Origin of the sequence: Salicibibacter cibarius (assembly GCF_016495725.1) — a bacterium.
Classification (GTDB): Bacteria; Bacillota; Bacilli; order Bacillales; family Marinococcaceae; genus Salicibibacter; species Salicibibacter cibarius.
On sequence record NZ_CP054705.1, the window covers coordinates 3,960,365 to 3,985,939 of the forward strand.

The 25,575-nt window shown below is 43.5% G+C and carries 21 protein-coding genes and 1 pseudogene; 6 read left to right on the forward strand and 16 right to left on the reverse strand.

Annotated elements, in window-relative coordinates; translation table 11 throughout:
- Positions 1–72 precede the first annotated feature (72 nt).
- Both HUG15_RS20025 and HUG15_RS20030 read right to left on the reverse strand, forming a co-directional pair.
- Positions 73–462 carry a hypothetical protein gene (locus HUG15_RS20025; RefSeq protein ID WP_200125167.1) on the reverse strand — a complete coding sequence of 130 codons (390 nt, stop codon included), beginning with the start codon at positions 460–462 and terminating at the stop codon, positions 73–75.
- A 104-nt stretch (positions 463–566) separates the two neighbouring features.
- Positions 567–737: a transposase gene (locus tag HUG15_RS20030; protein ID WP_200125169.1), complete on the reverse strand. Its 171-nt coding sequence runs from the start codon at positions 735–737 to the stop codon at positions 567–569.
- 213 nt (positions 738–950) lie between these two features.
- Between HUG15_RS20030 and HUG15_RS20035 the strand changes: the two genes are divergently transcribed.
- Both HUG15_RS20035 and HUG15_RS20040 read left to right on the forward strand, forming a co-directional pair.
- Positions 951–1,817, forward strand: coding sequence for a polysaccharide deacetylase family protein (locus tag HUG15_RS20035; protein ID WP_200125171.1), 867 nt, complete (start codon positions 951–953; stop codon positions 1,815–1,817).
- A gap of 55 nt (positions 1,818–1,872) precedes the next feature.
- Positions 1,873–2,523, forward strand: a complete 651-nt coding sequence (locus HUG15_RS20040) for a YkyA family protein (RefSeq protein ID WP_200125173.1) — start codon at positions 1,873–1,875, stop codon at positions 2,521–2,523.
- Between the two features lie 276 nt (positions 2,524–2,799).
- Here the strand turns inward: HUG15_RS20040 and HUG15_RS20045 are convergent, their stop codons facing one another.
- Positions 2,800–3,318: a hypothetical protein gene (locus tag HUG15_RS20045; RefSeq protein WP_200125175.1), complete on the reverse strand. Its 519-nt coding sequence runs from the start codon at positions 3,316–3,318 to the stop codon at positions 2,800–2,802.
- 2,753 nt (positions 3,319–6,071) lie between these two features.
- A complete protein-coding gene (locus tag HUG15_RS20050) occupies positions 6,072–6,326 on the reverse strand; it encodes a DUF3021 family protein (protein WP_246516415.1) in 255 nt (84 codons plus the stop codon).
- Between the two features lie 430 nt (positions 6,327–6,756).
- Between HUG15_RS20050 and HUG15_RS23755 the strand changes: the two are divergent.
- Positions 6,757–7,298, forward strand: a pseudogene (locus HUG15_RS23755) (SDR family oxidoreductase); the annotation flags it as partial.
- A 310-nt stretch (positions 7,299–7,608) separates the two neighbouring features.
- On the opposite strand, the gene HUG15_RS20060 reads toward HUG15_RS23755, so the two are convergent.
- From HUG15_RS20060 to HUG15_RS20120, 12 genes are all read right to left on the reverse strand, one after another.
- Positions 7,609–7,965 (reverse strand): ester cyclase, encoded by a 357-nt coding sequence (locus HUG15_RS20060; RefSeq protein WP_200129073.1) that lies wholly within the window; start codon positions 7,963–7,965, stop codon positions 7,609–7,611.
- Positions 7,966–8,034: 69 nt separating this feature from the next.
- Positions 8,035–8,649 (reverse strand): DUF4352 domain-containing protein, encoded by a 615-nt coding sequence (locus HUG15_RS20065; protein WP_200125177.1) that lies wholly within the window; start codon positions 8,647–8,649, stop codon positions 8,035–8,037.
- 549 nt (positions 8,650–9,198) lie between these two features.
- Positions 9,199–9,630 (reverse strand): IS200/IS605 family transposase, encoded by a 432-nt coding sequence (gene tnpA, locus HUG15_RS20070; protein ID WP_200125179.1) that lies wholly within the window; start codon positions 9,628–9,630, stop codon positions 9,199–9,201.
- A gap of 85 nt (positions 9,631–9,715) precedes the next feature.
- Positions 9,716–10,072, reverse strand: a complete 357-nt coding sequence (locus tag HUG15_RS20075; RefSeq protein ID WP_200125181.1) for an NUDIX hydrolase — start codon at positions 10,070–10,072, stop codon at positions 9,716–9,718.
- Positions 10,073–10,502: 430 nt separating this feature from the next.
- Positions 10,503–12,035 (reverse strand): malate:quinone oxidoreductase, encoded by a 1,533-nt coding sequence (locus HUG15_RS20080; RefSeq protein ID WP_200129074.1) that lies wholly within the window; start codon positions 12,033–12,035, stop codon positions 10,503–10,505.
- A gap of 126 nt (positions 12,036–12,161) precedes the next feature.
- Positions 12,162–13,679, reverse strand: a complete 1,518-nt coding sequence (gene scpC / locus HUG15_RS20085; RefSeq protein WP_200125183.1) for a succinyl-CoA:acetate CoA-transferase ScpC — start codon at positions 13,677–13,679, stop codon at positions 12,162–12,164.
- 129 nt (positions 13,680–13,808) lie between these two features.
- Entirely contained in the window at positions 13,809–14,459 is a 651-nt protein-coding gene (locus HUG15_RS20090; protein WP_200125185.1) for a LytTR family DNA-binding domain-containing protein, read from the reverse strand.
- A gap of 831 nt (positions 14,460–15,290) precedes the next feature.
- Entirely contained in the window at positions 15,291–20,174 is a 4,884-nt protein-coding gene (locus tag HUG15_RS20100) for a brain acid soluble protein 1 (RefSeq protein WP_200125189.1), read from the reverse strand.
- Positions 20,175–20,192: 18 nt separating this feature from the next.
- Entirely contained in the window at positions 20,193–20,534 is a 342-nt protein-coding gene (locus HUG15_RS20105; RefSeq protein ID WP_200125191.1) for a DUF5362 family protein, read from the reverse strand.
- A 144-nt stretch (positions 20,535–20,678) separates the two neighbouring features.
- On the reverse strand, positions 20,679–21,389 hold the full coding sequence (locus HUG15_RS20110) for an RDD family protein (RefSeq protein ID WP_246516416.1): 711 nt from the start codon (positions 21,387–21,389) through the stop codon (positions 20,679–20,681).
- A gap of 386 nt (positions 21,390–21,775) precedes the next feature.
- On the reverse strand, positions 21,776–22,204 hold the full coding sequence (locus tag HUG15_RS20115; RefSeq protein WP_211202286.1) for an RDD family protein: 429 nt from the start codon (positions 22,202–22,204) through the stop codon (positions 21,776–21,778).
- Positions 22,205–22,541: 337 nt separating this feature from the next.
- Positions 22,542–22,760 carry a hypothetical protein gene (locus HUG15_RS20120; RefSeq protein WP_211202287.1) on the reverse strand — a complete coding sequence of 73 codons (219 nt, stop codon included), beginning with the start codon at positions 22,758–22,760 and terminating at the stop codon, positions 22,542–22,544.
- A gap of 153 nt (positions 22,761–22,913) precedes the next feature.
- On the opposite strand from HUG15_RS20120, the gene HUG15_RS20125 reads away from it, so the two are divergent.
- From HUG15_RS20125 to HUG15_RS20135, 3 genes are read left to right on the forward strand one after another with little or no spacing between them, the layout of a single operon-like run.
- Positions 22,914–23,597 (forward strand): response regulator transcription factor, encoded by a 684-nt coding sequence (locus HUG15_RS20125; protein ID WP_200125197.1) that lies wholly within the window; start codon positions 22,914–22,916, stop codon positions 23,595–23,597.
- A complete protein-coding gene (locus HUG15_RS20130) occupies positions 23,594–24,964 on the forward strand; it encodes a sensor histidine kinase (RefSeq protein ID WP_200125199.1) in 1,371 nt (456 codons plus the stop codon). The genes HUG15_RS20125 and HUG15_RS20130 overlap by 4 nt, the downstream gene beginning before the upstream one ends.
- A complete protein-coding gene (locus HUG15_RS20135; protein ID WP_200125201.1) occupies positions 24,961–25,509 on the forward strand; it encodes a PepSY domain-containing protein in 549 nt (182 codons plus the stop codon). Before HUG15_RS20130 ends, HUG15_RS20135 begins: the two co-directional genes overlap by 4 nt.
- The last annotated feature ends 66 nt before the right edge of the window (positions 25,510–25,575 follow it).

Here is a 25,575-nt window from a genome sequence, read left to right on the forward strand (position 1 = left end):
ACGTATCGAGAATTTATTTTTATTTGGTGCTCCTTTGTTTGATTTAAAAAGAGCTGGCAAAAGTGCCAGCTCTTACTTTTTCTGCTTGATGTCTAAAAAATAACGCATGAGTCTAGAGCCTATGCAAAACATCGGCGTTAAAAACACAAAGACGTTTAATATGGCTTGTTGGATGGTCGATTCATTTACAGCGATGATGAAAATACCCATAAAAACGGATAATAGGATTGGACCTTTAACATTTCCCAGTTTGACCATGAAATAATTTGCAGGCGCTAAAATAAATATGATAAACAATACAGTCATAAAATAAAAAAATAAAACATAAAGCCCAAAATCTTGATTCATCTGGTATGTATCTATATCTATACGATAATGAAAATATCCCGCAATAAAAGAAAAGAGTAAACTGGTCATCATTGATGTGAAAGTCATGTCAAAATATAACATTCTTTTATTCAAGGTACCCCTCCCCTTCGTAAATAAGAAAAGAGGGCTTTGTGAACCTTTCCACCCAAATCAAAGATTTCGATGGAGCTTCCCTTTTCATAGACGATGGCTTTGTTTTATAGTTTCGAAAGGTGATAACTTCGTTTATGGAGAAAATCACGCCGTTGGTTCGCAATTTTTATGTGCAGTTGCTGCACGTTTTGACGTTGTTTCTTCCAGTTATTTGAACCTTGCGTCATGCGGGAAAATTTCTTTTGCGCTCGTTTCAATGTCTTTTCTGCCTTCAAAAGGAATCTCGGATTTTCGGTGATGGTAATGATTTGAAAAAGCGCTGGAACTCAATTCGTAACCAAAAAAGCTAGTAAATGATTCATATGAAAAATGAAGCAGGTCATTCTTTCATAAAAAGCATCTCTTTGGTAGAATAGTACCTGGTGATATCATGAGAATTTTGTCATTGTATGCCAAAATCTATCAAGTTCGTAAAATGGAGCGAGAAGATGATACATAGACTTCCAAGATTGAATAAAAATGGGAAGATTGCCGCATCTGTGTTATTGATTGTCGGCATCCTTATCGTTTCTGGACTATTTGGCGGCAGAGGAGATGCAGATGAAAAAAACGATTTCCCATCGTTGGAAGCCCCTTCTGCAGAAACCCTTTCTGTGTCTTTTGATACGATGCCTTCGTTTGAAGATTCTAACTTACATACATCCATTCAACAAGAAGAAAATGACACAGACGTTGAAGAAGATCAATCTTATCAACAAGATGGCGTGATTTATTTGACTTTCGATGACGGCCCTTCGGAGGCGACGGACAAATTATTAGATATTTTAGATGACTATAATATGAAAGCGACGTTTTTCATGCTTGGCCCGGATATGAAAGAAAACCCGGAAGCAGTCAAGCGCACCCATAAGCAAGGGTTTGGACTTGCCTTGCACGGGATGACACACGACAAAGATGAAATCTACAGTCATGCTTCTGCGCCAACAGATGAAATGATTGAAACCCAAGAGATATTGGAAGACATAACGGGGGAACAATCCGATATCATTCGGCTTCCTTATGGCAGTTCTCCGTATTTAACCGAAGACATGCGCACTCAATTAGACCAAAATGATTTTCAAATTTGGGATTGGAACGTAGACAGCCAAGATTGGGAATTAAAGGACGAACGGTATGTTCAACACACCATTCAAGAAATAGAGCAAATGGAACAAGAAGGGGAAACCCCGGTTGTACTTCTACACGACAAACAAGAAACCGTTGACCATTTGCCGGAATTGCTATCTTATATTAAAGAACAAGGCTATCAAACAGAAGTGTTGGACAGTGACATGGCACCGCTAACATTTTCTTAAGTAGGTCATTGTCTATGAAACCTTTTTTTGGCCGTCATATGTGGGGGATTTTAGGGTGAATCGGTTATTTGTTGTTATGTTAGGTTGTGGCATTGTGTTTCTCGCCAGCTGTCAATCCGATGAAAAACAAGCGGTCGAGATACATGAAAAAATAGAAACATCTTCGTCTTATGAACAGGCTTTTGCGTCGAATCAGGAAGACCTGGAAGAATACCGGGAAAAAGAGCAATCGCTTTACAATGACTTGATCGAACTCGACATCCAGGATAAAGCCACTCTCCAACAAAGCATCGATGACGCCGAAACCTATATAGAAGAACAGCAAGCATTGCTCGATGAAGCTGAGGAAAACTTCCAGAAGGCTTATGAAGCAGCGGCTTCTATTCTAGAAAACATAGAGGAAATGAACGATCAAGAGTTGAAGGGACAAGCATTTGAATTATTGGAAATGATGGCAGAACGAAAAGAATTGGTAGACACCTTTTGTGATGATTACCAACATCGATTAAAAGTACTCGCTTCCTTTTATGAAGACCTGAACGATGATGAATGGAGCCATGATGAACTGGAAGCAGAAGAAGATAGAATTGATCAAATCAATAACCGAAATCAAGTCATGGAGGACGTTATCCAGAAGTTTAACAAACGTACCGAGCAGTATAAAGAGGTTGAAAGTCAATACTTTGAGATGGTTGCATTGGGATAAAAATCAATCCCTGCTTTTTTGTAGCAGTTTATCCACTCGGCGTTGAACGTATTTTCATCTGGAACCGATATATGATACACATCCATTAAACTGCATGCTTATTATATCTTTTATGCGGTCCGACCTAAAGTTTTCAACAAGCCACATGAGGACTTACACAAAAAACAAAAACACTCAAAGAGCCGGCGCTGGAACCAGCTCTTTTGAGATTAAATAAAAACTTCTCAATGCATGTTTTAGTTATATTCTAAATCCTATTATAGCATAAAGGCAAATTTAACCTTCATCCACTTCCTCCAATTCGACATCATGTTCTTCCATTAAAGTATCCCGTTCTTCTTCGAAATCCATGAGCAATTGCTCGGCTTCTTCAAAAACCCCTTGCGATTGATAGGCCATTTCTAATCCTTGATCAACTTGGCCGCCATTAATTAATTGAAAGGATTCATAGTCCATTTCCAAGGCTTCATGCAATGTATCATGAGCTTCTATAAGTGTCTGGTTTACCGCTTGAACTTCTTCTTGTTCTAACTCGATATTAGATAGAAACGCTTGGAGTTCTTCTGATACGGGTAACACTTCTTCCTCCATGTAAACTTCGGCTTCTTCGAAATTTTCCATGCCTGCCATTTGTTCATAGGCCACAAATACCTCTTCGGCTTCTTCCATAAGATTTACATAGGTCACAGCGATCTCTTCATTTTGGTATGTAATCAATTCATCTGCAACAGGACTGGTACATGCAGAAAGTAATACCATAGCGCCTAAAATCATGCTCAGAAATAGTTTTTTCATTGACACATCTTCCTTTCCGGTCGTTAAATTCAAGTGTCTCACTGTTTTTCTTTTTTTATCTTTCGATCAATGAATATAGCAGCACCACTAAGGTTAATAGCGTTGCAAAAGGTTTAGGGATCGGTGGGATGCCAAACAATGATTCCCAATAAAACGATGATCACTCTTAGCCATGCCATACGTTTCTCACCTCCTTTAAACATGACTGTTTATGAATGAAATACCCACAAGATCTAGCCTTTATTCGTTATATTATTATACAGATAATGACTCTTATCTAAAAGATTGAGATTGAATGCTAATAATATCACTTTTATGCGCCGTTTGGTTTGACTTTTGTGTCGAGGGATCGGTGGGAGACCCACGGAAAACCTTCCCGCCATTGCGATCGCTCTTAACCAAGTTTTTAAGATTGTGATACACAATCACCTCTCGTACGATTTTAAAGAGCCAATCATGTGATCATGTTTATGGTCTGATTATAGAAAAATTGATCTGATACGTTTTCAATAGTTATTGCAGTAACAATGAATCGTTCACTTTCAGGACCCTCTCCTTCAAATTCATTTTTTCTCCAAATATCATTTAATATTATAACGTAAGTGCCAATGGTAGCATCATGCACCCAAAGTCAATTGTTCATCATTCGCACCTTCGCTCTCGCCTTCCTTTTCGGTCGCATTAACTTTCGTTTCATGTAACCAAATTCAGTTCATCAAAATGTTGCGGAGGAAACAAATAAGGGAAGCTACAGCAAATATAATTAGTTGAATAAGGACCCATCCTTCGCCTACGGCCATGGGAATCAATATTAGCGTACAAATTAGCGTCATGATACCGCTTAAGGTTGTTTTCGGTTTTTTATATAGAAGAACAAGTGCAATGATACTTAACAGAGCCACAGCCACTTGTATGGACAAAGACATTAGTGTAAATATTATTCTAATAAACTCTATTGGCGGAAACATTTTGGTTATAAATCGCAAGAGCTCTGATTCATAGCTTGGCGGTATTGAAAATAGGATAATGACAGAATGATAAATGCATAATGCAAGCCCGAATAAAATGAAAGTAATCTCCGGCACTCTTTTCATAATAATCGTCCCTATTAATGAATCTATGATTCGAAATACTTTTAATGGCTACATGCAACGCATCCATCCTTGACTGCATGTGCTTGGTGCAAACGGCAAACTCCTATCCGAGACATAATTTATTATTTTTATTATACTAGTAACTCAGTTATCTTTGAAGTAATAATAATAAAAATTAGGCTCTTTGAACGTTTTCCAACACCTTTTCTTCCACATCCCAGAAATCGGATACATTCTCATCCAGCGAAAATACTGCGCTGTTGACGTATGAATTTCATGGAAAAGCTCCGGGTTTTCCGCTAGTGAAACGCCTGATATGGAAATTCATTCGAATTTAAATATCCATCTGTGACCCTAACTCATCTGCCAGGTTTCTTAAGCCATTCGTCCTTGCTGCCGCTGGTGTCAAATAGCACTTGGGCGTTCAGCTGAACACCATCTTCAATGCAGAGTGCGAACGATTTACGTACGGTTTTTGTGGTTTTGTCTTGATTTATAGATTTTCAGGACAAAATTCACGGATCACCTGTATTTTTGTCCTGCATTCTCTCATCGCAGGACAAAATGGTCGCTTATTCTTCATTTTTGTCTACAATCGCAAACATCCTCGTAATGCTCCGTTCTATGTGACGAAAAAACTTCTGAAACAGTGCACTAGTGGCGTGTTTCAAAAATTCCTCCTCCTGGTGGTGTTCTCAAAAAATACGGCAAATAATGTGGAGAGCGGTGATCGTATACAAACCGGATATCTATGAATCATGGTCTAAAAAGAGTGATTTGATATGAACGATATCGGGAAGGGCAGATCCCATTTTAATTTAAGGGACGAAATCCGGGTTATCGTCCCATTGGAAGCTAATGGAAGTCGTTTTCCTTCCTAAAGTGGGACAAAATCGAGTTTATTGTACCATTGGTCGTCACTTTTCTTCCTGAAATGGGACGAAAAGAGGGTTATTGTCCCATTGGGAACCGTTTTGCTTCTTATAGTGGGACAAAATCGGCTTATTGAACCATTGGCGCACTTTCCCTCTGCTTGAACACGAGAACAGGTTTGTCATTCCTCTCTGCGGAGTAGAAATGGTGTTGGCCGAAGAATATATGGTCAGCAATTATGCATTATAACCCATGAAGATGATGTGAAAAGTTCAAAGAAACAATTTCTGGGATAGTGCACTAGTGCAGCATGGCTGAAATAAAAGGTCACACCTGCAAAGGCCACTGAGGCACGGATTTGATTTAGGTTGTCCCCCCATTGCGCAGGCTTCTATCGATCTGAAATCTGAGTGACCGCCGAAGATCGATGGGCGGCTGCTTGCGGGCGATTGACGCGGGACTTGCCCGGTGCTAGGTGACCGAGTAATTCAACCACTCAACACTAGTGCAGAAGATTTGAATTAAATGATCACACCGCTGCCGACCTCGCGTGAGACTGTCTGTTGACGACCGAAAGACTTCTGACTTTCAGAGTTACGGCGTCAAAAGTCGTCTTTGATAACCGAACGGCTTTCGCTTACCGGCTTTAGGTCGTCAAAAGCTTTCGTTGGCGACCTAACAGCTTTTGAAAGCTCGAATTAGGGAACCAAAGCTAGTGTAGTGGATGAGTTGACCTTCGAACATCGGCGGTATCGCTAAGCGTCGATGGGCATCACATATTAACATTTACCATGAGAAAACTTTCGCTAACGTAATCATTACAAGCCATAAAATAATCCCAACCAAAACGAAGAAAATAAGAACTTGAAAAGCGTCCAATACGGTGGAAATTGTAAACCAACCGCTTAATAAAAGGATTGGATAAACGGTTATTAACATGATAATGAAATGAATGCCACTCCGCTTAGCAAAACTCCAGAGGTCTATGTTATATATAACAGTTGCGGCACCAACAAAAAAGGCGATAAAACTTGCAGTCAATGTACCTCTGGCATCTGAATAGTCCCTTTGAAAATAAAGTAATAAAGCAATACCCCCATAATAATGAATGGGATGCCACCTCTCAGAAGTGCTTTGATAATCAACATTTTTTGAAACCTTCTTTCAAAAACTTTTATTCAATTCCACCCGGGGGATAGCCAGTGTCCAGCTTTGTTTATCAAGCCTTTTTCTGGAAAGTGCTTCGACGTGTCCAAGCGTTAAAACTAGAGTGAGATACATAGACGAATATGCCCTATTTTTTTAAAGCATGCTTAAGACCAGGGGAGACGTGTGTCCAAAAATGATGATTTTTTCGGTGATGATCGCTTTATCCTGTCATCATTCTGAAAATGACCTCCGTATTTTAGTAACCAATGCAAAAATGCTAGGATTTGATATCAAATCAAGCCCTCGCTTGGAGCTGTGAATAATTCAGGAGGAAAAAGAGGTCCAAAACTTTTTTAACACAATCGGGAAACTGGATCACCTTGTATTAACAGCCGGTACAGCCACATACGGGAACTTTCTTGAAACGGATACGTCTGAAGCACGCGAGTTGTTTGAAGGGAAATTCTGGGGCCAATATCATGCCGCAAAACATGCAGGGCCATATCTCGCTAAAGATGGTTCCATTACCTTTTTCTCCGGCGTTGTTGCCTTCAAAGCGATGGAAGGGGCTTCCGCCCTGGGAGCGGTCAATGCCGCGGTTACCACCCTCGGGGAAACATTGGCACTGGAATTGGCACCCATTCGTGTTAATGTCGTATCCCCCGGCGTGATCGACACCCCTTCCCGCAGCCACATATGCCAGCGGAAGACCGTAAAGCCTACTATCAATCGATCGCAGAAGCACTGCCTGTTAACCGTGAAGGTCAACCGGAAGATGTGGCGGAAGGTGTCCTTTATTTGCTGCGTAACGGTTTTACCACAGGCGAAACGCTGTATATCGAAGGAGGGCACAGACGAATTTAATAAACGTTCTCTAAACGGATTTAAAATCGCAATTGTTTCATGAGCGACTGGTCTCACCGGTCGTTCATTTTTTACGCATTTGATGGACGCATTGGCCTTCGCCAATCGATGCATCGTATAAGCGCCCCTTTTTCTAGAAATCAAAGTACCCCTAGGGCACTGTTTCAGCAGTTTTTTCGTCGCATAGAACGGAGCATTACGAGGATGTTTGCGATTGTAGATAAAAATGAAGAATAAGCGACCATTTTGTCCTGCAATAAGAGAATGCTGGACAAAAATACAGGTCATCCGTGAATTTTGTCCTGAAAATCTATGAATCAAGACAACCATGAGCACGGTTTTTGACCTCAAAAACCGTGCGTAAATCGTTAATACTCTGCATTGAACACATAATGAAAGAACTGCTGAAAAACGCCACTAACTGCTCCATTAAGTACACGCCATTAGAAGACACCCAATAACTTTTGATTTTCCCATTTTCGATTTCCAAAATATCCATACCGTTAAAGCTCATTATTTCCCCTACTTCTGCCTTGGCATCTGGCATGCCTCCTGTATAAGCGCCTATGAATTCCCAGCGCGCCGATATATACGGGCTATCTACGATAGAGCCTATTTCAATTTCCATCTTACCATCATCAAAAAAGGCGCGAGCATCCTTAATAATTCCCTTTAAGGCTTCCGCTCCCTTTCGTTCATTTCAAACTGGTCTGGTTCGGCACAAATGTAAGTATCATTACTCATCAATCTCATCTTCCTCAAATCTCCACCGGACTTCGTTAGCCACTGTATCTGAAGCAAAGCCATAAACCAGCTCATAATAACTGGATTCCATTTCATCATAGATCAATTCACCCGTCAGCGATTCGCCAGGTTCGATCTCCTCCCCCTCAAAACCATAGTCCCAGTAGGCCATTTCATGTGTTTCTCCATCGTTCATCATGTCTGCCATAGCCAGGTCGACGGCATCAACCGCTTCATCCGAAATGTTCTCAATCGTTACTTCTGCAATGATAAACACTTCATTGACGGGGGGCTCTCCTTCAACCTCATCTTCCGTGCTCACAGAATCCAATGTGATTTCATACGTTCCTATCGTAGTATCATAGACGCCAGTCTCCCCTAATGTGAGGTGCTGATCCTCCTCAAAATCACCTGAAGCATCGTTACCGCTTTCATCCTCTTCACTTTCTTCTTCCTCTTCGGTTGCCTCAACGTCCTCAGCTTCACTTGTGTCATCATCCGTATCCGGAGTGTCTTCACTCGTCGTCTCTTCCTCGCCATCTCCACAAGCAACTAACAGTGCTACACTTAAAAACATTGCGGATGCTATTTTCGTCCATGTTTTCATTATGTATGCCTCCCCTCAACTGATCATTTTTTATATTTGCTTAATAATCGTAATCTTACCATATAAAAGCACCGTTTTGCTGACAATATTTCTCCAATATGATACACGCAACTCGATTGATAAAAAGCTATTTTATTTATGCCTCAGGTTTAGACTACTCCCCTGCAATTCCTAAACCCATACCTATGGCAACTCCAAGAGCCAATAACACAATGCCAGTCGTTTTGGAATGGAATCCGAAAAAGATTATGTCATTAGTATTTTACACTATTATTACGATTTGACAAATGTCCACCACCGTTTCTGCCGATTCTCTTATTCAGCTATTATTTAATTAACCCATTGTTTTTAAGCAAATCTAGAAGACTTTCAGGCACGAGCCGTAATTCTCCGATTTCAAACTTACGGACAGGAACACGCATCGTCTTAAACGACCCACCTGCTAAAGCAGGTGGATTTGGACATAAATTGTCCGCGACTGAAAGTCGCATTTCAGACTGAAGTCTGCTGAAAGACCTTAAGCTCAAGCATACTGATTTTGACTGGAACTCAATCATCAATCCTGAATATATCGTTCCTCTTCTCGCTGGTATGGTTTTCGATATAATTTCTAATGATTTCTTCCGTCACATTTCCTACTGTTGCACAAAAATATCCTCTCGCCCATAAGTGCTGACCCCAATATCTTTTCTTCAGGGCGGGGAATTCGTCTTGGATTAACCTTGATGATCTCCCTTTGAGATATTGCAATATCTTACTCGGTGCTATGCTCGGCGGACAGGACAATAATAAGTGAATATGGTCTTTCCCTACACTTCCTTGTACTATCGTGATCCCTCTCGCTTCACATCCTTGTCTGATTAGTTCCCTTACTCGGTGGGCAATGTCGCCACGTAACACATGATATCTATACTTTGTAACCCATATAATGTGGTATTTGATGTCATAGACCGCGTGGCTACTTCTTTTGTATTCATCCATACTCTCACCTCGGTTTAAGTATGGACATTCAAAGGCAAGGCTAAAAGCTTATACCGTCTAAAGACGGTGGAGTTAGACCACGCTTCTATAACTTAAATGCTTCCCCGTTATCTTCCCTGCCTTCAAACTCATCTTTATCATTGAAAAAAGGGTCAGTGAAAGATGCATCGTACACTTGTACAATCTCATGACCCAATTCCCCGTTTAGAGTAAAAATATTCTCAACAGTCCCTATATATATAAGGTTATAAATATCCGCATCAATTTCTTCTCGTACTTCTCTTATCAATGCATCGGCACTTCTTTCTCCGTATTCAATGCCACCCCCAATGGGACGATAATAATGATCCCCTTTGACTGGGTCAAAGCCCTCGGCGACAAGGATGGACTCATCTTTTTGAAATACACAAATCACAAGCGGACGTATGATATCTTTTTTCATAATAAACCTCCGTATGGTTAGGCTTGCATGGAACTAGTGCAAGGTGGCTTAATTACCCGATTACGAGGAAGACGTTCGGTCGTTAACAACAGCTTCTGGCTCCCTAACCTGAACAATTGATCGCATCATGACGACCGAAAAAGTGGGCGAGTCTCATGTTCGGTCGTCATAACCACTTTATGACGACCGTAGTGGTCTGAATGAAAAGAGTTCGGGCGTCATGGCTGCCTCATGGTGCCCGAACGAGCGATTCCGTTTTCGTTTTCAGTCGCCATGACCATTTCAAGACCGGGATTTCTATTTCGCAGGCATCAGATGTCTCGTTCGGAAGCCCCCTGTCTTATCTGAGTATGTACAACGTATTCCCTACAGACAAAAGCCGCATTTTCTCCGTTGAAAATACGGCTTTTTTTCATATAAGGTTGTTCATTCACACGTGTTCCAACACTTTTTCTTCCACATCCCAAAAATCGGAAACATGCTCATCCAGGTGAAGGGCCTGCGCTGTTGACGTATGAATGTCGCGGAAAAGCTCCGGATTCTCTGCCAGTGACACGCCATAAGAAGGGATCATTTCTTTTATTTTCGGTTCCCATTCTTTCATTTTTTGCGGAAAGCATTTTTCCAAAACGTCAAGCATTACGTGAACGGCCGTGGAGGCACCCGGTGAAGCACCGAGCAGTGCAGCTATCGAGCCATCGTCAGCACTGACAACTTCCGTGCCAAATTGAAGCGTTCCTTTCCCGGAAGCTTCGGTATCTTTAATGACTTGTACACGTTGGCCCGCTGTTACCAGCTCCCAATCTTCGTTTTTGGCATTTGGAATAAATTCCCGCAATTCTTCCATACGCTGTTTCTTCGATAACATCAATTGTTTGATCAAATATCTTGTCAATGGAATGTTTTTTGCGCCTGCTGCCAGCATCGTTGTGAGATTGTCCGATTTTACGGATGTTATCAAATCGAACATTGAACCGGTTTTTAAAAACTTTGGCGAAAAGCCGGCAAACGGTCCGAACAGCAACGTTTTTTTGTTGTCGATATATCTTGTATCAAGATGCGGAACGGACATTGGCGGCGCTCCAACCTTCGCTTTGCCGTACACTTTTGCTTGATGCTGCTCGACAACGTCCGGATTGTTACACGCCATAAAAAGCCCGCTTACCGGAAATCCTCCAACATGTTTTCCTTCAGGAATACCGGATTTCTGCAGTAAATGCAGACTTTTGCCCCCTGCGCCGATAAAGACGAATGATGCCGTATGGTATTCGATGTTATCGTTGGCAATATCGTGTACTTTTACTTCCCATGAGCCGTCGCTCGTCTGTTTAAGGTCTTCAACACTATGCCGGTAATTGATATCGGCATTATTGTTCTGCAAGTGGCCAAGCAACAAGCGCGTTAAAGCTCCAAAATTGACATCCGTTCCCGAATCGATTTTGGTTGCCGCGACCGGTTCATTCGATGTACGGCCTTCCATAATCAGCGGCATCCAATCCTTAAGTTTTTCGGGATCATTGGAAAACGCCATGTCTTGAAACAGGGGATTGTTGGACAGCGCTTCATAGCGCTTTTTCAAAAACTTTACATTTTCCTCCCCGTGTACATAACTCATATGAGGCATCGGCATGATGAAGTCCTGCGGCCTGCGAATCAAATTGCTATTTACAAGATAAGACCAAAACTGTCTTGAAAGCTGGAACTGTTCGTTGATTTTTATCGCTTTGCCGGCATCGATCGATCCATCCGGGTTTTCAGATGTATAGTTGAGTTCACATAAGGCAGCATGGCCGGTACCTGCATTATTCCATTCATTCGAACTTTCTTCTCCCGAATTTCCGAGTTTCTCAAACACTTTGATTTTCCATTCAGGTGCCAACTCTTTCAATAATGATCCCAAAGTCGCGCTCATCACTCCGGCACCGATTAAAATAACATCTGTTTTCATTTGTCCGTTGCTAATTTTAACCATCCCTTACACCCTAAGATTTGAAAAAAGAATGTAGACGTTGCTGCTCATGCCGATGCACACCTTTTCTAAATCTACTATAGCTTAATCTCTCGATTTTTTATAGTAATAAGGTATGGGCTAAACACTCAACATTGATTCCTCAAGCATGGTACCATTTTTTGCAAAGTTCGTGTGCCAGGAGAACGCCTTCTCAAGGATGTGGGGCGTGTGTCCTCCCTGTTCACACGCTTCTTTGTAATAAGCATAGAGTTGTTCCCGATACATCGAATGGGCACAGTTATCAATGATGAGAGGCACGCGTTCTTTCGGTGCTAATCCGCGCAAGTCGGCATAGCCTTGTTCTGTCACAATAACATCCACATCGTGTTCGGTATGATCGACGTGGGAAACAAAAGGCACGACGCTTGAGACATCTCCCCCTTTTGCTATTGATTTGGTAACAAAAATCGAGAGTCGCGAATTTCGCGTGAAATCTCCTGAACCACCGATTCCATTCATCATTTTGGTGCCTAGAATATGAGTCGAATTCACGTTGCCATACAGATCGACTTCGATCGGCGTATTAATGGAAATCAAGCCCAGACGCCGAATGATCTCCGGATGATTTGAAATTTCTTGTGGCCGTAAAATCAAACGGTCGCGGTACTTGTTAATATCGGCATAGACTTTGTCAATTTTCGTTTCGGACAGTGTGATGGAACACCCCGAAGCAAAGCGGACTTTGCCAGCGTCCATAAGATCGAAAACAGCGTCTTGCAAAACCTCGGAGTACACTTCCAAATCCGTAAACTCCGAATCCAAAAGGCCATGCAGAACGGCATTGGCCACCGATCCAATGCCGGACTGCAGTGGCGCCAGGTTATCCGGCAAACGACCCAATTCTTTTTCTTTACGTAAAAAATCGATCAGATGGTTAGCCATAACAGCCGTTTCCTCATCGGGCGGCACAATCGTCGATGGGGAGTCGGCTTGATTGGTAATAACGACCCCTTTAATTTTTTCAATATCGACGGGAATGCCTTTCGATCCGAGACGGTCATCAACATTCATCAATTGAATGGGGTCACGGCTTCCTTGCTCGCCTGCTTCATAAATATCATGCAACCCTTCCAATTCTGCGGGATGGGCAAGGTTCAACTCAATAATGACCGCCTCCGCTTTTTCTACGAAAATGGATGAGTTGCCAACCGATGTCGACGGAATAATTTCGCCGTTTTCCGTAATTGATATCGCTTCCACAATGGCGACATCAACAGGATTCAGAACGTCTTGGCGAAGAGCTTCAGCGGTGTGTGATAAATGCTGGTCCACAAAAAACATATCTCCCTGATTAATCTCCCTGCGCATCGTCCTATCTGCCTGAAAAGGAAGACGTTTATGAACGATACCGGCATCAGCCATGATCCGATCGATATCGGAGCCAAGAGAAGCGCCAGTATACACATTCACTTTCAAGTTTTCATGTTTTGCTTTATCAACAAGTGCAGATGGAACGGCCTTAGCGTCCCCCGCTCTTGTGAAGCCGCTAAGCCCCAGTGTCATACCGTCTTTTATCCAGGAAGCCGCTGTTTCTTCCGAAACAATACGGTCATGCAAACGTGAGTCGCGTAAGAGCTGTTTTATCTTTTGTTCCATAGAAAAAAACCCTCACTTCTTCAATTTTCTCTTCATTATATCAACCGATTGCTAACGCCTCATGCGTTTCTGTATGAAAAGGCTTAAATGGAAGATGAACCAGCAATAGGATGACATGAAGCAGAAGAATCAGAAGGAAAGGATTTTGCGAAAATGGCTGGCATACGTTTGGCTGACGGGAATTTTCGTTTGATCTCTCATCACCAACAAGAAAGTTGAATGCGTGTCCGGCTGTATTTCGGCAATATAGTTGACATTAATGATATAGGAACGGTGACAGCGAATAAAGGAATCATCGGGTAAATGAGGTTCCAGCTCACTCAAGCTAAATTTGTGCGTACCCGTTCCTCGTTCGGATTGAATCCAAGTTTTTCGATTCTGTGCTTCGAGAAACATGACGTCTTGATAAGGAATCGGAATCCATCGGTCATTCATTTGAACGGTCAATAGGGACGAAAGGAGGCGCAACTGCTTGGATGGAAAAATAGCCGTTACACACCCTGCAGGACGGCCGGCATCAAAAATGGGGACAGACGTCCCGAAGTAAGAAGTGCCAAACACTTTACTATTAATATGGTCAGATGTCTTTCGTTGAATGGATAACGCCTTATAAGTCACGGTACTTTCACTGATTTTGTCACCGGGTTTGATTTTTAAATCAATGTATTTACTCGGCTTATAATAAATAAAGTGTTGAGCATCAGACACGGCGATGGAGGTCTCTTTCGGAAAAAGTTCTTTGAAGGTTTCCATCATCGAAGCAACCGAAAAATCGTCCATGTAGCTACACTCCCTGTGCGAATTCTATCCATCTATTATTATATCATCCAAATCGAGAACAACAATCCCCACACACTCTCTCAAAAGCAAACATGACTCCTCGCTATCCCATTGGAGATGAAACGGATATCAAACATATCGTTTTTTATCGCATTTGCGGATGAATTTTGCGTTCAGCAAACATTATGAGTCTAAAAAACACGAGCCTGAGGACTCGTTTGGCTTCTGGGATCCCTTCCGAGTCCGCAGATGCCTGCCCTGAGGACTCATTTGGCTTCTGCGCTCCCCGCCGAGTCCGCAGACGCCATTCCTGAGGACTCGTTTGGCCCCTTCGTTCCCCGCCGAGTCCGCAGATGCCATTCCTGAGGACTCATTTGGCCCCTTTGCTCCCTTCCGAGTCCGCAGACGCCATTCCTGAGGACTCATTTGGCCCCTTCGTTCCCCTCCGAGTCCGCAGATGCTCAGCCTGAGGACTCATTTGGCCCCTTTGCTCCCTTCCGAGTCCGCAGACGCCATTCCTGAGGACTCATTTGGCCCCTTCGTTCCCCGCCGAGTCCGCAGATGCCATTCCTGAGGACTCATTTGGCCCCTTTGCTCCCTTCCGAGTCCGCAGACGCCATTCCTGAGGACTCATTTGGCCCCTTCGTTCCCCTCCGAGTCCGCAGATGCTCAGCCTGAGGACTCATTTGGCCCCTTTGCTCCCCGCCGAGTCCGCAGAATCACACAAGGCCCATCTAATATTAAGCATTGGTTTTCTCTTCTCATGCCAGAAGGTATTTTTATCATTAGAAGCTTTGTTTTTTCCTGGAAAAGCCAGTAGTTCACGTCCCCCTACTTCCACTCCTGAAACATCCTTTTTACTTTTTGCACCATTCGTTGCCATTGTTCTCGGGTAGTTGTTGCGCCTTCCCTTTTTTTCAATTCTTGATAGGTGGCAAAAGCAATCAAGGCAGCGCCGACAGCCATGATGTACATCCACCAAGGGACACTCGCCCAAAATGCACGAGTGGCGTACAGTGTGTTAACGAGCAATACGACAATTCCGGTGAGAAAATAGACGGCATATTTCAGATAGAACCCAACCAGAACAGCGAGCACCGCAAGTACACTCATCGTTAAACTTGTGTATAACGTTTGTTCCGCGAGAGTAGAGACGCTCATTGTTACAAAACCTATGATGACGACAGCCATTTCCACGTAAGGTTTCCAATTAGCCTCGTAAGCGACGTGTCGCAGAAGTACACTTACAAGGACCATGAACGACACAACGTAGGCATAAATATGAAATTCTGTAGCCAAAGGCAATAAGCGAAGCAATAACGCCAGCGGGTAATAATAGCTGATCAAGAGCGCGATTGCCTTAAAGGAACGCTCCGACGCCCCTTTCTCTTTTATAAACAGAAGGGCAAAATAAGCGAACAGTACAGTGGCAAAAATCAACTCCACGCCAGTTGCTACCGCTTGATCGGAAACCAACAAAAATCCTGCTATGAAAATAAAACCAATACTCACGAGTTGATAAAGATTCACACGCTCGCGCTCGAATAATGACCAGCCAATGTAATAGACACCGACCGATAAAGTGGCTAACGCGACAAAGAAAAGCATACTTACCGTTGCGATAAGTTCCAGACTACTGGCTACGATCACGATACCGGTTAACGAAAGCGGAATCGCATTGCACGCGCCTTGTGTCCATTTTTCCAGCACATAAACTGTACCCGCGGCAATCGCGAAAGCAATGGCCATTCTTCCCCAACCATAAGCGCCGGATTCTGCCACCGGCAGAATCAACAGGTAGAGATTGAACACGATCATTCCGCCAAAATATCCAAACGATTGGTATTGAAATGACTGCTTAAATGCCGTTGCCGCGATAATTGCTCCAGTCAATAGCAAGCTATCCGAAACGGTTAGCCCCGTCAGGTCATTGAACCAATTCATGTTATAAAGCAAAAGAAAAACGGCCAAGACGGTGCGTACCCATAAGTCTTTTTCTTTTACGAACAAAAGAAAAAGATACCCGAATAACACGAGCGAGAAACTAATCTCTGCAGCCGTCAGAGTCGCGGGATCGAACCGCGCCACAATCCCGGCGATGACCACAAACACAATACTCATGAGTTGATAATGATTAATGCGTTTTTGCTCCAGCATTGACCAGCCAATGGAATAAACTCCGAGCGCTAAAGTGGCCAGCGCGACAAGGAAAAGCAACACGGCCGTTGTGAAAAATTCCAGGCTGCTGGCTATCATCACGATGCCGATCAACGCAAGGGGGGCAGCGCTGTAGACACCCTGTTTATCTTTTTCCAGCACATACACCGTAAGTGCAACAATGGCGAGCGCGATGACGAGTCGGCCCCCTCCGTAATCTCCAGCTTCTGTCAATGGCAAGATCAACAGGTAAAGATTGAATGCTATCATCGCGCCAAGATACCCAAATGCTTTGAATGAAAATGGCTTTTTAATAGCTGAAGCCGCAATGATCCCACCTGTCAGCAACAAGCTGTCCGCAGCGGTTACCACCGGCAAATCGCTAAACCAATGGAAGTTATAATACAAAAGATAAGCGGCTAAAAAATAACGTTCCAACTCGCCCTTCCCTTTTACAAATAAGAGGAAAAGGTATGCGAACAGCACCGCGGAGAAAATGATTGTCGTTTCCATCGAAACCGCGGTATACATTTGAAACATAAGCCCCGCGATTAACGCGAAAATGATACTTACACTTTGATAAACATTGATTCTTTCGCGTTCATATAGCGACCAGCCGAAATAGTAAACCCCAACAGCCAAAGCAAGAACCGCGACAAGGAAAAGCAAGAATATGCTTGTGACGAGTTCCAGGCTACTGAATAAAATCACAAGGCCGGTCAATGACAGCGGAATAGCGCTATAACTCCCCCGTTTCCATTTTTCCAACACATACACCGTTCCCGCAGCAATTGCAAACGAAATAGCGATGTGACCCCAGTCATAAGCAGCGGCTTCTGTCAATGGCAGCGCGATCAAGTAAAGATTGAGAACGATCATTCCGGCAAGGTGTCCGTATCCATTAAAGGAAAGCGGGCGCCAAAATGCAGCAGCTGTGATTAGGCCGCCTGTCAGCAACAATCCATCGACGGTTGTAACACCAGGCAATGCATGGAACCAATTCAGGTTATGGAGCAAAAGAAAGACAATAAGTGTCAGACTTTGTCCTACGCGCCACCCCGTTCTTTTTTCCATAAGCACTTCAGCAAGCAAAATAATGAGAGGAACGAGCAACCCATGAATGGATAATCCGCTTATCATCACGTAAAGCAACGGGAAGAGGGCGATCATTCCCAGTCCGGCGATGTAAAAACACTGCCCTCCATATCCATACAAACGGGATAGGCCTCTGCCGGACCACGTAAAGACGCCACCCGCAAGCAACAGAAGTCCCCAGAAAACAATCGGCGAATCGCTGACGGGGTAGTCCAACAAGCTTAAGTAAGCAAGCACACTAAAGGAAGTTACGCCCCACCATAATTCCTTATTCCGGAAGAAAAAGCGGACCGCGATCCACAAATAACCAGCGCCTGCAATGGCATGGACCGTAGGCCAAAAGTAAGCGAATAATGGAAACTCCCCGAGCAGGTATAACAAAGAAATCGTATATAACGCACCTGCCATAATAAACGGAATTCGAGCGATTTCTTGTCCGTATTGACGCGTGAAAACGTAGGTCATCGCCGTTAACACTGCAGCTGCAAGCAAGAAATGATGGGCCGCTTGCATCAGCGATGTATAAATCGCCGTATCTTCCAACAATGCCGGGAACGCTGCACACAACGCCAAAAATAACGCCGATGCGCCTACGATGCCGCTAGCGTTTCGATATTTCTTTTCTTCATAGGAACACGAAAGTGCGGTGATTACATAGATAAGCGCGAACACACTTGCTTGCAAGGCCCATTCCCCTATCAGCATCAAGACAACAAGCCCGAACATGATCACGGTCGCCAGTTTTAACGGCCGTTTGATCAAGTTTACATCGATTTGTTTTCGTAACGTCACCACGTACACAACCGTCAGCAAACTAACAAAAAGTGCTGTGATTGCAGGCAACCCAACGAGCCAAAAATCAATGATAATAAAGGCGGAATACAGGCTGATCAAATAAGAGAAAAAGAGCGTTACCTGTTCTTTTTCCTGCCAACCGTGGAAAACGAACAATGCGCTCAGCCATGCGAACGTGACCGGGTAAAGCGCCACGTCGCCGAAATTTCCGAACATCATTGCCTGACCATAGAGATGCGTGCCAGCTAGTGTGATGTAAAAAAGAACGCGTAATGGCATATAGAGCAAAGGTTGTGCATCATTGCTTCGCTCCCATTGATAAACACTGAGTAATACGGTCGGCACAATAAGGACCAACAGAGCGGCAATCGTGGAAATTGTCGTGAATTCTACAACAATCGCTCCGGTCACACCAATGGTAAACAGCAAAACGCCGGGGATCGCGCTCCCTTGAAATTGACGTTTTTTTCGTGCCAGCAAATAAAATAATGCACCAAGAACGGCAAGATTCACAAAAGTGAACATCGTCTCGGAAAACAGAATGAATTGAATAAACGTGACGAGCAACAATTGTCCGAATACAAACCCCGGCAACAACGAACGGTAGTCGGCTACCCATGTACTTCGCTGAAATCTATTCCACCCAAGCAGCTGAACGAAAATCAAACCCGCGAGGATGAAAACGTACATTTCAACGGAAGCAGCGGCAAAAGCAGCGGCGAACAATGCGCTGATGCTTACGGCAGCAACCGTGGACAATTGAAAAGCGCGATGTTTATTAAAATGATGCAAGACGGCATAAAGACCGACACATAGGAGAGCAGCGACCGCAGCAAACAAGGTGCTTCCTTCACCTTCTGCCGAAAGATATGTTCCGAATACACCATAAAAACTGATGGAGAAAAAGACGATCGGGACGAAAAAAGCAAATAACAATAAAAACGCAAGCATCGTCTGCTTTATTTGCAGTTTGTGCGCCAGGAAGCTCATCCCTCCGAACAAAACGGCGATTCCGCTGATGAGGAATACCTTCGTTACATCCGCAAGCATTAACCAATTCGTAAGCGCCAGCAGAACGCCTCCCAGCAAAAGAAGGGTTACCCCTGAAGATAATATGTACGTTAAGCGACGTTCCCGTTGTTCTTCCGGCGACCGTTCTTTCTTGGCGGCCGCTTGCGGCTGGGGCTTAGCAACGGCAGGGGGTTCCTGCTTAGGTTCCTTTGGTTTCGGCGGCGGCTCTGCGACCGGTTGGGGGTGCGTCTCCACCTTTGGCTTCGATTCCTCGACGGGCGGTTGTTCTTCCACCTTTTCTCCCGACGGCTCAATGGCCGGTTTTTCTTGATCCTCTTTGAGCTTCGGTTGCTCTGCCTCGGACGGTTCTTGTTTTTCTTCCATTGGCTTCGATTGCTCAGCCGGTTGTTCGTCTTTTTTCGCCTTCGGTTTCGATGGTTCGACAGCCGGTTGCTGTTCAATGGCCGGTTCTTCTTTTGGCTCCGTGCGTGCACATTCCGCTTCTGCTTCTCTTTTTAATCCTTTCAATTCCGCTTCAATAACATCCAGAATCGCTTTTTCCACAAACGCATTCAATCGCCCTTCATTTACTAACCGTCTGATCTCTTCCCTGGCAATTTTCATGCGTTCCAGTCTGTTGTTTGTTTCATTGTCCACAAAGGTCACCCCCCTCTACTAGAATGATCCCAGTATCATTAAAGAAAAAATAGCCATAAATACAACGGCAAGACCGATCGTTACGATCGCTGTAATACTGCCTATCATTAATACTCTTCCATAATTGTCGAACAACACGGCAAAGACGTGAATATCCTTGCTTTCCATTGCCTTTTGTGCCGATGTCGAGGTCTTGAAAATAAATACGCCCATGATGACCATGAGTACACCCGGGGCGGCACCGATTAAAAAACTCGGCAGCCCCACTAAAGCATATAAACTACCACTTATTATCATGATAATGCCCAACACTCTTCCCCACACGTGAATTCTCTTGAGATGTTTTTCGAATGGATCCATGTTTCCCTCCTTTTGGCTGATAAATCGTTTGTTTCGGCTGATATATGTTTGTTTTCCGCTGATATATTGCGCTATTCCGCTGATATCGAAGCATTTTCGGCTGATAAACGCTACAATGTTTGCTGTTGGGCACCATTTACCCGTTCATTCTTCATGCGCATCCGCAATCATTGTCCAATCTTGCTCATGATTTTCTTGATAAGCAATAGACACGACATCCCACGGTTGAGCCCCTTCTCTATGTAGAACAATATTCACGTTTATATCCTGATTCTCGCCTTCAACATCAATAAAAGATTCATATTGGCCACCGTTTCCTCCACCGCTATAACTGATGCTCGGGAAAGATCCGAATCCTTCTACACCACCCGTCATTTCGTTTATCGTTTCATCCTGTTCGATATAATTTGTGGCAAATTGATTGACAGCACTTTGATTGGCGATAAACATCGGCAACACATTGAACATAATGATTAACAACCCCAATGATAATAGCCCTTTAAGAACCGAAGCCGTTCCCGGTTTTACAGCGATCACAACCGTATCTCCAGCCATGTCTCCAATTCTTTTTGTTTTTTTATTAAAAATAAGCACCGCAAATTCAATGATTGTTAGTATAGCGAGTATCAGATTGCGAATAAATACTTGTTTTTTTTCCGGGAATTCCTTTAAATTCCGCCCCATCCTGACTTCGATTCCAAAAAGCCACTTCCCCAAACTCTTTCCTTTTACGCTATCTTTGCCAAGATATAACGTAATCGCAACTGCTATAATGAGAATAAAAAGAACTATTTTGGTTGTCTCATGTATCGTTGATCCAGTAATCAAAGGAATGAACATACCCAAAAATAACATAATGAGCAGAACATCAAATAAACCGGAAAATATTCTGCTTGTTTTGCTTGCAAGTTGGTATACGGTTTGTCCCAGGATAGATCCCTCCTATCGAGTGGTTCGTTCTTGATCTTTTATCTTACAGCGGCACCGCATTTAACTATTTCATCGATCAAACTTCTATATGAGTTAGATCATCGTATACCAAGTCGATGAAGTCACCGAGCATCATCGTTTATATCACCACTTATTAAGTTGCGCCCGGGCAAAAATAAAGGCACAATTGTAAGCAACCAAAAGGATGAAAGCTTCCTCATCAATGCCTCTCCTTAAATATGTATTCTCAATATAGAAGCCCTCAACATAATCTTCGGGTAATTTTTATCACATAGAATCATCAAGATGTTTCATTTCTCACTTTTTTCATTCATTTTCGTGCCCCCTTTCGAGGAACTAACTCTTGGGTTTTCTCGCACTTCCGTTAAAGACAAAAATTCGCCAAGCCTGCGTTTAAATAAAGTAATAGGAATAACTCCCCAAAAACCAATATAATCCAGAGGTCTAAAAACGTTTCGAATTAGCAACTGCCAAACGAAAATCTCACTTTTTCCAGTCTTTGAAGAAACGACTTTTAATCCCATAACCTTTTTTCCAACTGTCTGATTGTTTCTGCCTTCCAATATGTACCCGTAACCAATAAATATGATTAGCAAATAAACAAGGAACCAGCCTTCAAGACCAGTTTCCATAAATATTGGAAACGGTATATTTACGAGAAGTGTTACAATAATAAAGTCAATCAATCCTGCTAACAGCCTTTTTCCCCTAAAAACCATATGGTTCACCTTTTTTAACATGCTGATCAAAGTACTTTTAAAACAATTTTTCTTCAATCCATTTTAGCATAAAATAGGGTTATAGGAATTAATAGGATATAAAAGTGACATTTTAATTCATTTCCATAATGTATATTAATACGCAAAGTTTAAAATAAGATAAGCGACGTCTCGGGGACCCTCCACTGTTCCTTGAAGCAGCTAAAAATTCCCGGGATCCGGCTGAAACCATTAACTCACTTGTATCTCCCACCAATCCGCTTGTTGCGGGTTTAATCCTAACGGATCCACATAATTGATTGGGTTAGTTAGCACATATTAAGCGCTCGTGGTTGTGTTAAAGCGCCCGCCCACGATTGCCGGTACTGTCATTATAGTAATATTGACGCCTATGGCCGCCTTCATTTTTCACAGCGGTTAGTTGATGAAGAGCATCATAATTGAATTGTTGCTCTTCTACGCCATACACGTTTCTCTTTCCGCAAAAGTCCCATAATATACACTCAGAAGAAAAAATAAATATTATTTTTAAAATTTTAAGCAATAATAGCATCACAAAGAAATATCCCAACCTGTTTAAATAAATGTTTATTTAGATAGCAAAAGAAGGATGGCTATTTTTTTATGGGTGGGAAAAACAATTTCTAATCGTATTCTAATCTCTTTGACCGATTATTTTTGTATAATGAACGTAGAGAGGTGATCGGTCTTGGCCAGAATATTGATTGTGGAAGATGAGAAGCGTTTAGGGCGGCTTTTGACGTTGGAGCTGGAGTATGAAGGGTATAGCGTCGAAGTGCAACACGACGGCCAGTCGGGGTTGGAAGCGGCTCTCGAAGGGGGCTGGGACCTCATTATACTCGATGTGATGCTGCCGTCATTGAGCGGTATGGAGATCCTAAGGCGTTTCCGTCGGGAAGATTCGTTGACACCGGTGATGATGCTGACGGCGAGAAATGAAATTCCCGATAAAGTGAGTGGCCTTGACCTCGGCGCGAATGATTACGTATCCAAGCCATTTGAAAACGAAGAGCTTTTGGCAAGGATTCGCGTGCAACTGCGCGAACATAAAAAAGGGCAGCCACAAAAAGAAATTCTACATTTTGAAGACTTGACGGTGAACGTCAAGAGCCGGGAAGTGCAAAGAAACGATGAACAGATCGAGCTGACACCGCGTGAATTCGATTTGCTCCATCATCTCATCGCCAATCAAGGCCACGTCTTGAACCGGGAGCAGCTCATTCAAGCGGTATGGGGCTATGATTTCATCGGCGACACCAACATTGTTGATGTCTATATCCGCTACCTGCGCAAAAAAATAGATACCGACGCTACGCCGTTAATTCATACCATGAGAGGCGTCGGCTATATCATGAAAAGGGCAAACCGATGAAATTAAAAACAAAATTGCAAGTATCAGCGGCACTGGCATTGATTTTATTTGTCGCCGCTACAAATATTTTCGTCTATATTTTTTATGAAAATGATAGTTGGGCTTCGGAAATATCGAGAGTCACCAACCAGGCGGAAGCGACGGCTGAACAGCTCAGCGCAGCGATCGACGACGGATCGGGATTAGACGGTATCATTCAAGCCAACCTTCCCGGAAACGGGATGGTGAGGGTCATCAATCACCAGGAAGATACGATTCATACCTCTACGAGAGAGCAGCGATTTTCAGAGTTTCCCGCACGCTTTACGAATACACAGGAATCGCGCACATTGGTCACCGATGATGGAGAGCGGTTTGTTTTCATTTATAAACCGATCGTTTGGGAAGATGGGAATATCGTCACTTTGGAAGTGTCGGAACACTTGCAAGGCATGGAAGAAAATATGGAAGTGCTCCGCTATATCCTAGTCGCGGCGTCGTTCATCGTGCTCATCCCTGCGGTCCTTGGAGGTTGGGTGTTAGGCGCTATCATCTTGCGTCCAATCAACAGCTTAATCACAACGATGAAAAACATACAGGAAAAGGGGAATTTAAAACCGATCAACAACAAACGGCGTTCCCGGGATGAACTTCAACAGCTGATCGAAGCGTTCAACGAAATGGTGGAGCGCTTGGAGCGGGAATTTGAAAAACAAGATCAATTTGTGTCCGATGCCTCGCATGAATTGCGCACACCGTTAACCATCATCGACGGCTACGCCACTATGCTGAAACGCTGGGGAAAAACAAAACCGGAAGTGTTGGATGAGGCGATTGAAGCGATCACCGAAGAAGGGGGACGGATGAAACATTTGGCCGAACAATTGCTGCTGCTTGTAAGAGACGGAGAACATCTTCAATTGGACCCCGAACATTTTCAGCTTGATACGGTTGTCGGGAAAGCGGCGCGAGCAATGGAAACCGCCTCGCAACGCGAGGTTTATTTTTCTGCCGAGACTGACACGCTTTTCGTCCATGCAGATCTGGAAAAAATAAAACAAGTGCTCTACATCATTCTTGATAACGCACTTAAATACAGCGACAAGAATATTGATGTTTCCGTTTGGCAAGAGAACCGCATGGCCTATGTATCCATCACCGATTACGGTGCCGGCATTTCCGAAGCGGACCAGAAACGTATTTTTGACCGCTTTTACAGAATCAATAAAGCCAGGTCCCGAGAAGACGGAGGCACGGGATTAGGGTTGTCGATTGCCGGTAAATTAATGGAAGCACAAGGCGGGCGAATCACATTGGACAGCAAAATCAGCGCGTATACGACATTTACCATTGAAATCCCGATTGGAGAAGGAGGAAAAAGCCAATGAAAAAACTGCTTATTATAAGCACCGGCATTGTCGTTTTTTTGCTGGCAGTGGTTGGTGTGACACAGTTGAATGCCGGTACAAGCAGCGCGCAACTAGCGGAGGGTGAAATTGTGGAAAAAGTCGGCAATGAGTACCCTGGGGATGTAACGAATGTGGATCCCTTGCAGCATAACGGCCAACCCGCGTATGAAGTAGAACTTGCAAACGACCAAGGGGTCTACGCTCTTATGATCGATGCTGCCGAGGGAGAGGTGATGAACCTGGAGATCATTGAAGCTCGAACGGAGAGCGGCGGAGAAAGCGAGGAGGAAACGAATGACGAGGAAGAAGAAACAGAATCGGTGGATGATGAACTTCCGGTGAGTGCTGCCGAAGCCGTACAAATCGCTGCGAATGAAGTAGATGGGATCATTGAAGAAATGGAGCTCGAGATAGATGATGAAGGCACCTATTATGAAATTGAAATCGAGTCGAGCAGTGGAGACATCGATATAGACATTGATGCGTATACCGGAGAAATACTCGTTTTTTCGTATGATGATTAAAGAAAGATTTAGCTGCTTTTGGCGACCTAACTCTTTGCTGTCAGCCATATTAGGTCGTCATAATGC